The sequence below is a fragment of the Duganella sp. HH101 genome, assembly GCF_001758795.1.
Classification (GTDB): domain Bacteria; phylum Pseudomonadota; class Gammaproteobacteria; order Burkholderiales; family Burkholderiaceae_D; genus Rugamonas; species Rugamonas rivuli.
Window position 1 is genome coordinate 35,637 of record NZ_LRON01000009.1, and the last position, 14,187, is coordinate 49,823.

16 protein-coding genes are annotated in these 14,187 nt (G+C 63.5%); 11 read left to right on the forward strand and 5 right to left on the reverse strand.

Annotated features, from left to right (window positions below; genetic code table 11):
• The first annotated feature begins 2 nt into the window (after positions 1–2).
• A complete protein-coding gene (locus DUGA2_RS15835; RefSeq protein ID WP_070270327.1) occupies positions 3–566 on the forward strand; it encodes a GNAT family N-acetyltransferase in 564 nt (187 codons plus the stop codon).
• 106 nt (positions 567–672) lie between these two features.
• Here the strand turns inward: DUGA2_RS15835 and hslO are convergent, their stop codons facing one another.
• Complete coding sequence (hslO, locus tag DUGA2_RS15840) at positions 673–1,638, reverse strand: Hsp33 family molecular chaperone HslO (protein ID WP_070270329.1); 966 nt, start codon at positions 1,636–1,638, stop codon at positions 673–675.
• A 3-nt stretch (positions 1,639–1,641) separates the two neighbouring features.
• The gene (locus DUGA2_RS15845) at positions 1,642–2,166 is read right to left on the reverse strand and encodes a gamma carbonic anhydrase family protein (protein WP_008451088.1); all 525 of its coding nucleotides are present in this window, start codon (positions 2,164–2,166) and stop codon (positions 1,642–1,644) included.
• 155 nt (positions 2,167–2,321) lie between these two features.
• Between DUGA2_RS15845 and DUGA2_RS15850 the strand changes: the two genes are divergently transcribed.
• The 10 genes from DUGA2_RS15850 (at position 2,322) to bamC (ending at position 11,811) form a co-directional block, all read left to right on the forward strand.
• The gene (locus DUGA2_RS15850; RefSeq protein ID WP_070270330.1) at positions 2,322–3,206 is read left to right on the forward strand and encodes an alpha/beta fold hydrolase; all 885 of its coding nucleotides are present in this window, start codon (positions 2,322–2,324) and stop codon (positions 3,204–3,206) included.
• Positions 3,207–3,457: 251 nt separating this feature from the next.
• On the forward strand, positions 3,458–4,498 hold the full coding sequence (locus tag DUGA2_RS15855) for a threonine/serine dehydratase (RefSeq protein WP_070270332.1): 1,041 nt from the start codon (positions 3,458–3,460) through the stop codon (positions 4,496–4,498).
• A 29-nt stretch (positions 4,499–4,527) separates the two neighbouring features.
• Positions 4,528–5,361 carry a 3',5'-nucleoside bisphosphate phosphatase gene (locus DUGA2_RS15860; RefSeq protein ID WP_070270333.1) on the forward strand — a complete coding sequence of 278 codons (834 nt, stop codon included), beginning with the start codon at positions 4,528–4,530 and terminating at the stop codon, positions 5,359–5,361.
• A 131-nt stretch (positions 5,362–5,492) separates the two neighbouring features.
• Positions 5,493–6,377: a protease HtpX gene (gene htpX, locus DUGA2_RS15865; RefSeq protein ID WP_070270335.1), complete on the forward strand. Its 885-nt coding sequence runs from the start codon at positions 5,493–5,495 to the stop codon at positions 6,375–6,377.
• 43 nt (positions 6,378–6,420) lie between these two features.
• Positions 6,421–7,044 (forward strand): L-threonylcarbamoyladenylate synthase, encoded by a 624-nt coding sequence (locus tag DUGA2_RS15870; protein WP_070270337.1) that lies wholly within the window; start codon positions 6,421–6,423, stop codon positions 7,042–7,044.
• Between the two features lie 107 nt (positions 7,045–7,151).
• Positions 7,152–7,829, forward strand: coding sequence for a site-2 protease family protein (locus tag DUGA2_RS15875; protein ID WP_070270339.1), 678 nt, complete (start codon positions 7,152–7,154; stop codon positions 7,827–7,829).
• 8 nt (positions 7,830–7,837) lie between these two features.
• Complete coding sequence (locus DUGA2_RS15880; protein WP_008451074.1) at positions 7,838–9,040, forward strand: tryptophan--tRNA ligase; 1,203 nt, start codon at positions 7,838–7,840, stop codon at positions 9,038–9,040.
• Positions 9,037–9,597, forward strand: coding sequence for a bifunctional 2-polyprenyl-6-hydroxyphenol methylase/3-demethylubiquinol 3-O-methyltransferase UbiG (locus tag DUGA2_RS15885; RefSeq protein WP_070270341.1), 561 nt, complete (start codon positions 9,037–9,039; stop codon positions 9,595–9,597). Before DUGA2_RS15880 ends, DUGA2_RS15885 begins: the two co-directional genes overlap by 4 nt.
• Positions 9,598–9,681: 84 nt before the next feature.
• On the forward strand, positions 9,682–10,557 hold the full coding sequence (gene dapA, locus DUGA2_RS15890) for a 4-hydroxy-tetrahydrodipicolinate synthase (protein WP_070270342.1): 876 nt from the start codon (positions 9,682–9,684) through the stop codon (positions 10,555–10,557).
• A 138-nt stretch (positions 10,558–10,695) separates the two neighbouring features.
• Positions 10,696–11,811: an outer membrane protein assembly factor BamC gene (bamC, locus tag DUGA2_RS15895; protein ID WP_070270343.1), complete on the forward strand. Its 1,116-nt coding sequence runs from the start codon at positions 10,696–10,698 to the stop codon at positions 11,809–11,811.
• Positions 11,812–11,980: 169 nt separating this feature from the next.
• On the opposite strand, the gene DUGA2_RS34510 is transcribed toward bamC, so the two are convergent.
• From DUGA2_RS34510 to DUGA2_RS15905, 3 genes are all read right to left on the reverse strand, one after another.
• Positions 11,981–12,220, reverse strand: a complete 240-nt coding sequence (locus tag DUGA2_RS34510; RefSeq protein ID WP_071658921.1) for a hypothetical protein — start codon at positions 12,218–12,220, stop codon at positions 11,981–11,983.
• A gap of 296 nt (positions 12,221–12,516) precedes the next feature.
• On the reverse strand, positions 12,517–12,993 hold the full coding sequence (locus tag DUGA2_RS15900) for a hypothetical protein (RefSeq protein WP_070270345.1): 477 nt from the start codon (positions 12,991–12,993) through the stop codon (positions 12,517–12,519).
• A gap of 16 nt (positions 12,994–13,009) precedes the next feature.
• Entirely contained in the window at positions 13,010–14,131 is a 1,122-nt protein-coding gene (locus DUGA2_RS15905) for a cupin domain-containing protein (RefSeq protein WP_070270522.1), read from the reverse strand.
• Positions 14,132–14,187: the final 56 nt, after the last annotated feature.

Consider the following 14,187-nt stretch of genomic DNA (forward strand, 5'->3'; position numbering starts at 1 on the left):
GCATGGACTCACTGGTGACCGAGCGCCTGCTGCTCACGCGCCCTCGGATGGCCGACAGCGCCCCGCTGCTGGCGTATCGCGAGGCGAACCGCGCCCATCTCGAACCGTGGGAGCCTCAACGCAACGACCGGTTCTACACCATGCAGGCGGTTGAGGAACGACTCCGCCAGATGGCGCGGCAGGCCGAGGAAAACTCGGCGGTCTATTGGCTGCTGCGGTTTCCGCATAGCGCGCAAGTGGTGGGGGAGTGCAGCTTCACGAATATCGTGCGCGGACCTTTTCAAGCGTGTCACCTGGGATTCTCGCTGGACAGCCGGCACACCGGACAAGGCCTGATGCATGAGGCCCTGGTGGCGGCGATTGCGGATATCTTGGACGTTCACGGACTGCATCGCATCATGGCGAACTACCAGCCCCGTAATAGCGGCAGCGAGAAGCTGCTGCGTAGGCTGGGTTTCGAGCGGGAGGGGCTGGCCAGGAAGTATCTGAAGATCGGCGGCGAGTGGGCCGATCATGTGCTGACTTCTTTCATTAATCCGCGTGACGGCGAAACCCCGTACGCCTAAGCGATACGGTAGCCGCAGCACTTAGGGGGCTGACCCCGGATGGGGGCATCTCGCACTGCGAGATGCGGGCGCAGCCCTCCCCAGACCCCGTCCTGCAGTGCGGGGTTTAGTGCTTCACTTCGCCGGCCGGTATCAGCGCTTCGACCGGCGCGTCGGTGGCGAACAGCTGGGCGCAATCGACCTTGTCGTAGTCGTAGTGCTGGCCGCAGAAGTCGCAGTTGACGCCGACATGGCCTTGCTCTTCCAGCACGCTGTCGACTTCGGCGCGGCCCAGCATCTTCAGCATATTGCCGACCTTCTCGCGCGTGCACGTGCAGTGGAAGGCCGGGTGCAGCGGTTCGAACACGCGGATGGTCTCTTCCCAGAACAGGCGCTCCATCAGCACGTCGATGGTGGTCGACAGTATCTCTTCTTGCTTCAGGGTCGAGCCCAGGATCACGGCGCGGTTCCAGGTTTCCAGCGCGTCGTCTTCGGTCAGCGGCGTCGCCTCGGCAGCGGTCGTGCCGCCGTTGTAAGGCAGCTTTTGCAGCAGCAGGCCGCGCGAGACGTTGTCGTCCGCCGCCAGCCACAGCTTGGTGTCCAGCTGTTCCGAACGCAGCATGTAGTTTTCGATGACGGTGCTGACGTCGTCGCCGTCCAGCGGCACGATGCCCTGGTATGGCTGCTGGCCGGGCATCTTGTCGGCCGGGTCGAGCGTGATGATGAAGCGGCCCTTGCCATGCTCGTTCAGCAGCGCCTGCAGCGTGGCGTCGTCGGCGATGGCCGCGTCGGGATCGAGCTTGGCGGTGGCGCGCAGGTTCAGGTCGGCGTCGCATTCGACCACCAGCAGGCGCAGCGGGCCGTCGCCATGGATCTGCATGATGATGGTGCCGTTGAACTTCAGGTTGGCCGACAGCAGCGCGGCCGCGGCCACCATCTCGCCCAGCAGCTTCTTGACCGGGGCAGGGTAGGCGTGGCGCGACAGCACCTCGCGCCAGGTGGCGGAAATGTCGATGAACTCGCCGCGCACGGCGGCGTTATCGAAGATGAATTTTTGCAGGGTGTCCTGGCCGATGATGGGGGTAATGCTCATGTGTTATCCGATCTTTTTGAGTTGCGTCTTGAACAGTTGGCCGCGCTTGACGTAGCTGTCGGCGCTGGCGAGCAGGCGAGCGGCGTCTTCGGCGGTCAGCGTGCGCACGGCCTTGGCCGGCGAGCCGATAATCAGCGAGTGGTCCGGGAATTCCTTGCCTTCCGTGACCAGCGCGCCGGCGCCGACCAGGCAGCCCTTGCCGATCTTGGCGCCGTTGAGGATCACGGCCTGGATGCCGATCAGGGCGCCGTCGCCGATGGTGCAGCCGTGCAGCATGGCCTGGTGGCCGATGGTGACGTTGCTGCCCACGGTGAGCGGGTAGCCCATGTCGGTGTGCATGACCGTGCCTTCCTGGACATTGCTGTTTTCGCCGATGGTGATGCGTTCGTTGTCGCCGCGCAGGGTCGCACCGAACCACACCGAGCTGTTGGCGTGCAGGCTGACTTTGCCGATGATGGTGGCAGAGTCGGCAACAAATGACGATGCATCGATCTCGGGCGCGTGTTCGCCCAGTTGATATATAGACATTGGAAACCTTAGTTGAGTGCTGAATACAGCGCTGATGAGCGGTGGGATGGCGCTATTTTACGCTTGAGCGGCTATCGAACGGTCGTGCTATTATTTTACTTCATCGCCGGCAAGCAACCGATATTGCGCCGGCTTACGCATTTTCAAGGACCATCATGACCTTCACTTCGTCCCGCTCGGAATTCCTGACCATCCGCGGCCTGCGCTGCCACGTGCGCCACTGGGGCCGGGACGGCGCCCCCAAGATCTTCATGCTGCACGGCTGGATGGACGTCGGCGCCTCGTTCCAGTTCGTGGTCGATGCTTTGCAGGGCGACTGGCACGTGATCGCGCCGGACTGGCGCGGCTTCGGCCTGTCGCAGCGCTGCGGCGGCGATACCTACTGGTTCCCCGACTACCTGGCCGACCTGGACGCCATCCTGCGCCATTACTCGCCGGACCAGGCGGTCAACCTGCTGGGGCACAGCATGGGCGGCAACGTGGTGGGGCTGTACGCCGGCGCGCGGCCGGAGCGCATCCGCAAGCTGATCAACCTGGAGGGCGGCGGCCTGCGCTCCAGCAAGCCGGAGCAGGCGCCGGGCCGCTACGCCAAGTGGATGGACGCGCTGCTGGAGCAGCCGGAGCTGCGCAACTACCCGTCGCAGGCGGCCGTCGCGGCCCGCCTGCAAAAGACCAATCCGCGCCTGGGCGACGAGCGCGCGGCCTTCCTGGCGCAGCACTGGTCGGCGCAGAACGATGCGGGCGAGTGGGAAATCCTCGGCGATCCGGCGCACAAGCAGCCCGGCCCGCTGCCCTACCACGTGGAAGACATCATGGCGTGCTGGAGCGCCATCACGGCGCCGGTGCTGTGGGTGGAGGCCGAGCAGACCAATATGTGGACCTGGATGGGCGGCGAGCAGGAGGGGCGTGCCGAGCTGGCGCGGCGCCTGGGCCATTTGCGCGACGTTGAATGCAAGGTGCTGGCCGATGCCGGCCACATGCTGCACCACGACCAGCCCGAGGAGCTGGCCCATCTGATCGAAGCCTTCCTGGCGCGCTGACCGGAATCGCTTGCCAAGGCCTTGGCTATTTGGCATGATTAAACACATGACCTCTTATCCGACCATCTTGCCAACCCGCCGCCACGTCGCTTCCGACGCTGGTGCCGTTGCGTTGGCCGGTCGGAGCCTGTCCGCCGTCTCCATTATTCGAATTATTCAGGGTCGCTGAGCTGCGGCTGCGCCGGTGCTCGGCGCCCCCAGCCTCCACGGGCTCAGCCCGCATTCCCTCGAATATTTTATGGAGCAGCACCATGAGCACATCCTATCCCTCGCTGGCCGAGATCCGCGACACCGCCCGCCGCCTGCACGGAAAGATCCTTGAAACGCCCGTGTGGCGCTGGCAGACCGGCGTCATCGAAGAGCAATTGGCTGGCGGCGAAGTCTGGCTGAAACTGGAATTGTTCCAGAAGACCGGCACCTTCAAGCTGCGCGGCGCCCTCAATTGCATCGCCGCGCTGGACGAGGCGGCACGGCGGCGCGGCGTCGTCGCCGTCAGCGCCGGCAACCATGCGATCGCGGCGGCCTACACCGCGCGGCTGGCCGGGTGCGGCGCCAAGGTGGTGATGCCGCAGCACGCCAGCCCGGCCCGCATCGCCGCCTGCCGCGAGCTGGGCGCCGAAGTGCTGCTGATGCCCGATGTGCACCAGGCCTTCGCGCGCGGCCGCGAGATCGAGCGCGACGAGGCGCGCACCATGCTGCATCCCTACGAGGGGCCGCTGACGGCGCAGGGCACGGCCACCATCGGCCTGGAACTGATGGCGCAGATCCCGCAACTGGACGCAGTGGTGGTGCCGGTGGGCGGCGGCGGCCTGTGCGCCGGCATCGCCGCCGCCGTCAAGCAGGTCAACCCTGCCTGCGCCGTGTACGGCGTGGAGCCCTACGGCGCCGATGCGCTGTACCGCAGCTTTGCCTCGGGCGTGCCGGAGGCCTTGGAGCGGGTCGACACCGTGGCCGACAGCCTGGGGGCGCCATATGCGATGGCCTACAGTTTCGGCGTGTGCCGGCGCTTTGTCGACGAGGTGGTGCGGGTCAGCGACGACGAGATCTGCCTGGCGATGCTGCACCTGTTCCGCGACGCCAAGCTGGTGGCCGAACCGGCGGCGGCGGTGGCCACTGCCGCGTTGTTCGGGCCGCTGCGCGGGCGGCTGGCCGGCAAGCGCGTGGCGCTGCTGGTGTGCGGCTCGAACATCGATCCGGTGCGCTTCGCCGAGCTGCTGGCGCGGGGCGCGCGCGTCCGCAGCGCCGGGCTTGACGCGGCGGCACATGGTTTGAGCGCAGGCAGCGTACAATGATCACTTCATTGCCGTAATCATTGAGCCATATGTTGAAAGTCGATCTGCACTGCCATTCCAATGTTTCCGACGGCGTCCTCGCGCCGGCCGCCGTGGCGCAGCACGCGCGCAAGGCGGGGGTGGACGTGTGGGCCTTGACCGATCATGACGAAGTGGGCGGCATCGCCGCCGCCCGTACCGCCGCCCAGGAGCAGGGCATGCGCTTCGTCACAGGGGTGGAGATTTCCATCACCTGGGCCAACGAAACCGTGCACATCGTCGGCCTGCAGATCGACGAGCACAATACCGGGCTGGTCGAGGGCCTGGCCCGCACCCGTTCCGGCCGCGACAACCGTGGCCGCGAAATAGCCCATCAGCTGGCCAAGGCCGGGATACCGGATGCCTACGAGGGCGCGCTCAAGTACGTCGGCAATCCCGACTTGATGTCGCGCACCCACTTTGCGCGCTACCTGGTGGAAGTGGGCGCCTGCGCCAACATTCCCGAAGTGTTCAAGAAATACCTGTCCGAAGGCAAGCCGGGCTACGTGCCGCACTGCTGGGCCACGCTGGCCGACTCGGTCAACTGGATACGCGGCGCCGGCGGCGTCGCCGTGATCGCCCACCCGGGCCGCTACAAGTTCAGCCAACTGGCCCAGGGCCAGCTGTTCGACGAGTTCAAGCAGCTGGGCGGCACGGCGATCGAGGTCGTCACCGGCAGCCACACGCCGGACCAGTACGCGGTCTACGCGCAGCTGGCCAACAGCTACGGCTTCCTGGCCTCGCGCGGCACGGATTTCCATGCACCGGGCGAGTCCCGCGTCGATTTCGCGCTGCTGCCGCCGCTGCCGGCTAATGTCACACCCGTCTGGCACGACTGGTTTTAAGCGGTAAATGTCGACGGTAGATGCGCGCGCCGATTACCGGCGCGATGTAAGAGCTTGTATCTTGAATTTGCGTTCGCACGGTCATACCTTATGATTTGGGCAAATTTTTTGCCTGTACCGGAGACCTTCCCATGAAACGCATCATCCTGTTTATCGCCACCAACCTCGCCGTGATGTTGGTGCTGTCCATCGTCCTGTCGCTGCTGGGCATAGGCCGTCCGGGATCGGGCAGCACGCTGCAGCTGGGCAGCCTGCTGGCGTTTTCGCTGGTGGTGGGCTTTACCGGCGCGATCTTCTCGCTGCTGATCAGCAAGCCGATGGCCAAGTGGTCGACCGGCGCCCGCGTGATCGCCGCGCCGTCGTCGTCGACCGAGCTGTGGCTGGTCAACACCGTCAAGGCGCTGTCCGAGCGCGCCGGCATCGGCATGCCGGAAGTGGCGGTCTACGACGGCGAGCCGAACGCCTTCGCCACCGGCGCCTTCAAGAACTCGGCGCTGGTGGCGGTGTCCACCGGCCTGCTGGAAAACATGAACCGCGACGAGGTCGAAGCCGTGCTGGGCCACGAAGTCGCCCACATCGCCAACGGCGACATGGTGACGATGACCCTGATCCAGGGCGTGGTGAATACCTTCGTGGTGTTCCTGGCGCGGGTGGTGGGTTTCTTCGTCGACAACATGCTGCTGAAGAATAACGACAACGAGCGTCGTGGCCCCGGCATCGGCTACATGGTGACGGTGTTCGTGTGCGAGATCATCTTCGGCCTGGCCGCCTCGCTGATCGTGGCCTGGTTCTCGCGCCAGCGCGAATTCCGCGCCGACGCCGGTTCCGCCAAGCTGCTGGGCAGCAGCGTGCCGATGCAGCACGCGCTGGCCCGCCTGAACGGCATGGAGCCGGGCGCCTTGCCGCAGTCGATCGCGGCGGCCGGCATCACCGGCGCCGGTGGCTGGGGCGCGCTGTTTTCGACCCATCCGCCGTTCGAACAGCGTATTGCCGCCCTGCGTAGCGTACAATCCTAAGCGTTATCAACAGCGGCCGGGAGCATGCCCCGGCAGCGGCCATATGAGTCAATTTTTCCAGGTCCATCCCGTCAATCCGCAGCCGCGCCTGATCAAGCAGGCGGCGCAGATCGTGCACGACGGCGGCATCGTCGCCGTGCCGACGGATTCCTGCTACGCCCTGGTCTGCCATCTGGATGACAAGGCCGCCGTCGAGCGGCTGCGGCGCATCCGCGGCATCGATGAAAAACACCACCTGACCCTGCTGTGCCGCGACCTGAGCGAGATCGGCGTCTATGCGCGGGTCGACAATCGCCAGTTCCGCCTGTTGAAGGCGGCCACGCCGGGCCCGTTCACCTTCATCCTGGAGGCGACCAAGTGCGTGCCGCGCCGCCTCAGCCACCCGTCGCGCAAGACCATCGGCCTGCGGGTGCCCGAGGACGCCATCGTCCACGCGTTGTTGGAAGAATTGCAACAGCCGCTGCTGGGCACGACGCTGATCATGCCGGGCGAGGAAGATGCGCTCAATGACGCCGACACCATCTGCGAGCGCCTCGGCAAGCAGATCGAGCTGGTCATCGACGGCGGCGCCTGCAGCATGGAACCCACCACGGTGATCGACCTCAGCGGTTCGGGCGCCGAGCTGGTGCGCCAGGGCAGGGGCGATGCGGCCATGTTCGGCCTGTAAGTCCGGCCTAAGCCTGGTCTGTCATTGTCAGGCATTCAACAGGGCAAGTGCGCCGGCCCCTGACGGCGCAGCAAGTGGCTTACCCGGCCTCTGGTAAAATCCCCCTCATGAACGAAACCGACAGTATTATCCAGACCATCACGGTCTACCTGATCCCTGTTCTTTTTGCAATTTCCCTGCACGAAGCCGCACACGGATACGTCGCCCGCTATTTCGGCGACCCCACCGCAGCCAACGAAGGGCGCCTGAGCCTCAATCCGCTGCGCCACATCGATCCTTTCGGCACCATCATCCTGCCGCTGATCCTGAGCCTGCTGCACCTGCCTGCGCTCGGCTACGCCAAGCCGGTGCCGGTCGATTTCGGCCGCCTGCGCAATCCGAAGAAGCAGATGGCGCTGGTGGCGGCCGCCGGTCCGGCGGCCAACTTCGCCATGGGCCTGGGCTGGATGGCGCTGTGGGTGGTGATGATCCAGGCGCTGGGCATGCCGCCGGATGACTTCTTCGTCAAGATGGCCGAGGCGGGCTACGCTGTAAACTCGGCGATGTGCATCTTCAACCTGATACCGTTGCCACCGCTCGATGGCGGCCGCATCGTCACCGGCATCCTGCCCATGCCGTTGGCGCGCAAGTACGCACAGATCGAGCGCTACGGCATGTATGTGTTCATCGGCCTGATCCTGATGATGCAGTTCGGCCTGCTGACCGGCTTCCTGGTTGGCGGCATGCACGTCTTGCAAAGCATCTTCTATGTGCTGTTGTACCCCCTTATTTTCATTCTGAGCTGAGCCCGACTATGTATCCCGATCGTGTTGTATCCGGCATGCGCCCCACCGGCGCCATGCACCTGGGCCACTACCACGGCGCCTTGAAGAACTGGATCAAGATGCAGTCCGAGTTGCCATGCCTGTTCTTCGTGGCCGACTGGCACGCGCTGACCACGCACTACGACGACCCGACCGTTATCGAGCGCAGCACCTGGGACATGCTGGTCGACTGGCTGGCCGCCGGCATCGATCCGTCGCAGTCCACGCTGTTCATCCAGTCGCGCGTGCCGGAACATGCCGAGCTGCACCTGCTGCTGTCGATGGCCACGCCGCTGGGCTGGCTGGAGCGCGTGCCGACCTACAAGGACCAGATCGAGAACCTGGCCAATAAAGACCTGGCCACCTACGGCTTCCTCGGCTACCCGCTGCTGCAGGCCGCCGACGTGCTGATCTACCGCGCCAGCCAGGTGCCGGTGGGCGACGACCAGGTGCCGCATATCGAGATGATGCGCGAAATTGCGCGCCGTTTTAATCACTTGTACGGCAAGGAAAAAGGCTTCGAAGAGAAGGCGCAGGACGCGGTGAAAAAGCTGGGCAGCAAGCGCGCCAAGCTCTACAACGAGCTGCGCACCGAATACCAGCAGGACGGCAAGGAAGAGGCGCTGGAACAAGCCAAGGCCATGCTGGACGACGCCCAGAGCTTGTCGATGGGCGACCGCGAGCGCCTGTTCGGCTACCTGGAAGGCAGCCGCAAGCTGATCCTGGTCGAGCCGCAAGCCCGCCTGACGGCCGCCTCGCGCCTGCCGGGCCTGGATGGCCGCAAGATGTCCAAGAGCTATGGCAACTCGATCGCGCTGCGCGAAGACAAGGCCTCGGTCGAAAAGAAGATCCGCACCATGCCGACCGATCCGGCCCGCGTGCGCCGCACCGACGCCGGCGATCCGGCCCGTTGCCCGGTCTGGCAGTTCCATCAGGTGTATTCCGACAACGCTACCCAGGAATGGGTGGTAAAAGGATGTAAATCCGCCGGCATCGGTTGCATCGAATGCAAGCAGCCGGTGATCGACGCCATCGTCAAGGAGCAGGAGCCTATGCACGAGCGCGCCCAGCAGTATCTGGACGACCCGTCGCTGGTGCGCGCCATCGTCGCCGACGGCAATGATGCGGCCCGCAAGCTGGCGCTGGAAACCATGCGCGACGTGCGCGAAGCGATGGGGCTGGCCTACTCATGAGCGACGCTGTGAACACCCCCGTCTCATCCTGGGTGCAGCGCTATGCGCCGCTGATCCCCGGCGGCGAAGTGCTGGACCTGGCCTGCGGCAGCGGCCGCCATTCGCGCCATCTGGCCTCGCTGGGCCACGCCGTGGTGGCGGTGGACCGCGACGCCGAGGCGCTGGCCGCCGCGGCCGGCCCGGAAATCACCACCAGCGCCATCGACCTGGAAGAGGCGGGCGCCGCCTGGCCCTTTGGTCCCGATCGATTTGCCGGCATCGTGGTCACAAACTACCTGCATCGCCCGCTAATCGCCGACATGTTGACCAGCCTGGCGCCGAATGGCGTGCTGATCTATGAAACCTTCGCGGACGGTAACGCCCAGTTCGGCAAACCATCGAATCCGGCCTTTCTGCTACAGGCGGGCGAGTTGCTAGAACTGGCGCGCGCCCACAGTTTGCGCGTGGTGGCCTTCGAAGACGGCGTCATCGATACGCCGAAAGCTGCCATGGTGCAACGTCTGTGCGCCGTGAAGCCTGATTTTCCCCGCGTGGCGGCACTTTTACCGCCATTTTGACGGCCGATTTGTCGCCCCGAATGCACCATATCGGCGGCCTATCGTCTACAATCGTTGTTTTAATACTTTATGCAGTGGTTTCCTATGATTAAGGGCAGCATAGTAGCAATCGTCACCCCGATGAACGCAGACGGCAGTCTGGACTTCGAGGGTCTGAATCAGCTGATCGACTGGCACATCGCCGAAGGTACGGACAGCATCGTCATCGCCGGCACCACCGGCGAATCGGCCACGGTGAGCGTGGAAGAGCACTGCGCGCTGATCAAGGCGACGGTCGCCCACGCCAAAGGCCGCATCCCGATCATCGCCGGCGCCGGCGCCAACTCGACCGCCGAGGCGATCAAGCTGACCCGTTTTGCCAAGGAAGCCGGTGCCGACGCCACGCTGCAAGTGGTTCCGTACTACAACCGTCCCACCCAGGAAGGCATGTACCAGCACTTCAAGGCCATCGCCGAAGCGGTGGACCTGCCGGTGATCCTGTACAACGTGCCGGGCCGTACCGTTGCCGACATGAGCAACGAGACCATCCTGCGCCTGGCGCACATCCCGAACATCGTCGGCGTCAAAGATGCGACCGGCAACATCGGCCGCGGCTACGACCTGCTGCGCCTTGCGCCGAAATCGTTCGCCGTGTACTCGGGCGACGATCCGACCGCGATGGCGCTGATGCTGGCCGGCGGCGCCGGCAACATCTCCGTCACCGCCAACGTCGCCCCGCGCGACATGGCCGACATGTGCGAAGCGGCGATCGCCGGCAATATCGCCAAGGCAGTGGAACTGAACAATAAAATGTTCCCGCTGCATCAAAAACTGTTCATCGAGCCGAATCCGGTGCCGGTCAAATGGGCGCTGGCGGAAATGGGCAAAATGCCAGCCGGCATCCGTCTGCCGCTGGTGCCGCTGGCGGCCGACTGCCACGAAGCGGTGCGCGCGGCCCTGCGAGAAGCCGGCGTGCTGTAAAAACCTTAGCAACAAGCCCCGACCTCGGTTCGGATCAACCCTGATTTGCTGCTTTTCAGCTTCTTAAACAGTAACGACATGACTATTCGCAAGACAGCTTCTATTTCCTCGCAGCGCGCCGTCGTAGTAGGCGCATTGATGGCCAGTTTGACCGGTTGCGGCATGATCAGCTCCGTTGTCGGTAATGATAAAGTGGACTACAAGTCCGCCAAGAAGGCCAGCACGCTGGACGTGCCGCCGGATCTGACGCAATTGCAGAAAGATAACCGCTACTCGCTGCCGGATTCGAACAACGGCGTCGCCACCGCTTCCGGCTACAACGCCTCCAAGGGCATCGTCGCCGGTCCTGGCGCCATCGTGCCAGGCACGCCTGCCGCCGGTACCGTGGTGCCGACCAGCATCAACGATATCAAGGTCGAGCGCGACGGCAACCAGCGCTGGCTGGTGATCAAGCAGACGCCCGAGCAACTGTGGCCGCAGCTGAAGCAGTTCTGGGAAGACTCGGGCTTCGTGCTGGCCAAGGAAAACGCCACCGCCGGCACCATGGAAACCGAGTGGAACGAGAACCGCGCGAAGATACCGCAAGACTTCATCCGCAACACCATCGGCAAGGTCTTCGACTCGGTTTATTCGAGCGGCGAGCGCGACAAGTTCCGCACCCGCATCGAACGCCGCGCCGACGGCGCCAGCGAGATCTACGTCAGCCATCGCGGCGCGCAGGAAGTTGTCACCGGCGCCCAGAAGGAATCGACCACCTGGACCCCGCGTCCTAACGATCCGGGCCTGGAAGCCGAATTCCTGGCGCGCCTGATGACCAAGCTGGGCAACGGCGCCGAAGTAGCGCAAGCCAAGACCGCCGTCGACGGTGCGATTGTGCAACCGCAGCATGCATCGCTGGTGGGCGCAGGCGCCGAGCGCGCCGTGCAGGTGGACGAGGGCTTCGACCGCGCCTGGCGCCGTGTCGGCCTGGCGCTGGACCGCGCCGGCTTCACCGTGGAAGACCGTGACCGCACGCAAGGTACTTACTTCGTCCGCTACGTTGACGATACGACGGAAACCAAGGGCTTCTTCGGCAAGTTGTTCAGCTGGGGTTCGTCGTCGGAAGCCGATAAGGAAGCGCAGCGCTATCGTATTTCGGTGAAAGCCGGCGCGGGTAATAGCAGCACCGTTACCGTGTTGAGCAATAGCGGCAAGGCGGAAGCATCGCCGGTCGCCGATAAGATCCTGACGCTGCTGCACGAGCAACTGAAGTAATCGGCCCTTTATTAGGCCCCAATAAAAAAACCGGCTTTGGCCGGTTTTTTTATATCTGCATCTACATGGTTCTTTCCATTTGGATGCAAAAGCTTGGGACGAAAAAAAACCCGCTTGCACTGAGCGCGATCTTGATCGCGTTCAGGCCAGCGGGTTTTCCGCAAGCTGATTACTTCGAAGCAGCAGGAGCAGCCGAAGCGGCTGGAGCAGCAGCAGCGTCCGAAGCGGCAGGAGCAGCAGCGGCTGGAGCAGCAGCGTCAGCAGCTGGTGCTGGTGCTGGAGCAGCAGCTGGAGCAGCGGCTTCTGGAGCAGCTACTGGAGCTGGGGTCACGGTGGTGGTTTCTTCTTTTTTGGAGCAAGCAGCCAGAGCAACAGCCAGCAGGGAAACGATCAGCAGGGATTTTTTCATGGGGTTTTCCTTAATTAATTCAAAATTAAACACAATTGTTGCGATTAATAATTACCGGTAATTATCGCTCATTAGGTCGTCTTCGAAGGCTTTCGTACCTAGAATGGTGCCTGCCAGACAACGGAAACTTCCTAACCGAATATTATAGCGATTTTTAGTGCGTCGCAATAGGACAAACAGCCGTTTTCACTACTATTTTGCGATATCGCAACATTTCGGTTTCGACTCTACTTTAGCAGAGTTTGCACGAAATACCAGTGTTCGCATCGAACACCGGCATTTTACCTTGAACTGACTCATAATCCAGTTGAGTTTGCGTACAATCCGGGCGCTGACTCCAACCAAATTGTAATAAAACGTTCGGCACTGGTTTGGGTATCTTCCGGCCCGTCAAAAACCGCTTCGCCACGGAAATGATCGGCATGAAAGCGGCGCACAATATGGCGGTCGTCGGCGATGCAGAATGAGTCCGTCAGCTGGCGCAATTGCTGGCTGGTACGGCGTACCTCCACCAGGTGGCCGTAGTCCTTGATCAGGCGCAGGAAGCGGGGCGCGTCGCGCTCGACGGCGCGGCCCTCGTGCGCCGCCAGTTGCAGGCGGCCGCCGTTTTTCAGGTAGTGCCGCAGCTGGGCGTCGGTGGAACTGGCGCCCAGTTCCCAGATGTGGAAATCCGGGTCGAACATGGTCAGCGTATGCTCGGCGCGGGCGATGCAGCTGGACAGGTGCTGGAGAAATTCCGCCCTGGTGGTGAATGGAAAACTCTGCCGTTCCATGCTGCTTCCCCCGTGGTTAGCCCAACTCGATCCAGCCGTCCTGATACCAAGTGTATAACGCGTCCATGACATCGTCCGAGGCCGCCGCCAGCGCCGCGCCGTCCAGCGCGCGATCGTTGGCCAGCACCTCCAGCGTGATCTTGTCGGCGCGGCTGACGCCGAACGATTCGCCGTTGATGAACACATGTTTGCCGCGGTACAGCATTTGCGTCTTGCGCGACAGCGACAAGCCTTTTTTCGCCGCGCTTTCGCCGAACTTGCCGAACGTCAGCGGCTTGGCCGGGCCGGTGAAGAACACATTGTGCTTAGGCTCGGACATGTACTCGCCCAGGAAGATGGTGATGTCTTCCTCGGTGAAGCTGACCTTGTTGATTTCCTCGGCGATCGTGTTCAGCATGTGGCGCGGGATTTCCGCCGGCTTGGAGGTCGCCTCCAGCTCCGGATCGCCGTAGCGGCCCGGCAGGTCGATCGAATCGGCCATGAACTGCAGGAAGGCTTCGCCCAGCTCCTGATAGGACGGCGAGCGGAAGCCGATCGAGTAGGTCTGGCAATCGCCGATGGCGATGCCGTCGTGCGCGTAGTGCGGCGGCAGGTACAGCATGTCGCCCGGGTTCAGCACGAACTCCTCGTTCGGCTTGAAATTGGCCAGTATCTTCAGCGGCAAGCCTTCAACCAGCGTCAAGTCCTTCTGCGGGCCGATGCTCCAGCGGCGCTGGCCCTGGGCCTGCAGCAGGAACACATCGTAGGAATCGAAGTGCGGACCGACGCCGCCGCCATCGGTGGCGAAGCTGACCATCAGGTCGTCCAGGCGGGCATCGGGAATGAAGCGGAACTGGCGCAGCAGCGCATCGGCCTTGGCGTCGAACAGGTTGACGCCCTGGACCAGCATGGTCCATTCCTTCTGGTCCATAGGCGGCAGGCTTTCCAGCGGGCCGTGCTGCATATTCCACTGGCCGTCGACGTTCGTCACCAGGCGCGATTCCGCGTGGTTGGTCGAGGCCAGCTTGGTCAGCGCCTCCATGCTCAGCAAAGGCTTGAATCCGGGGATGGCGTTGCGGATCAGCAGGGGCTTCTTGTGCCAGTAGTCGCGCAGGAACTGCGCCGGCGTGATATCGCCGAGGAGAGGTAATTTTTTCATGCGCTCATTATAACCATCGCCGCGCCGATTGTCGGGCTGGCGGCGGTCCGGCAGGC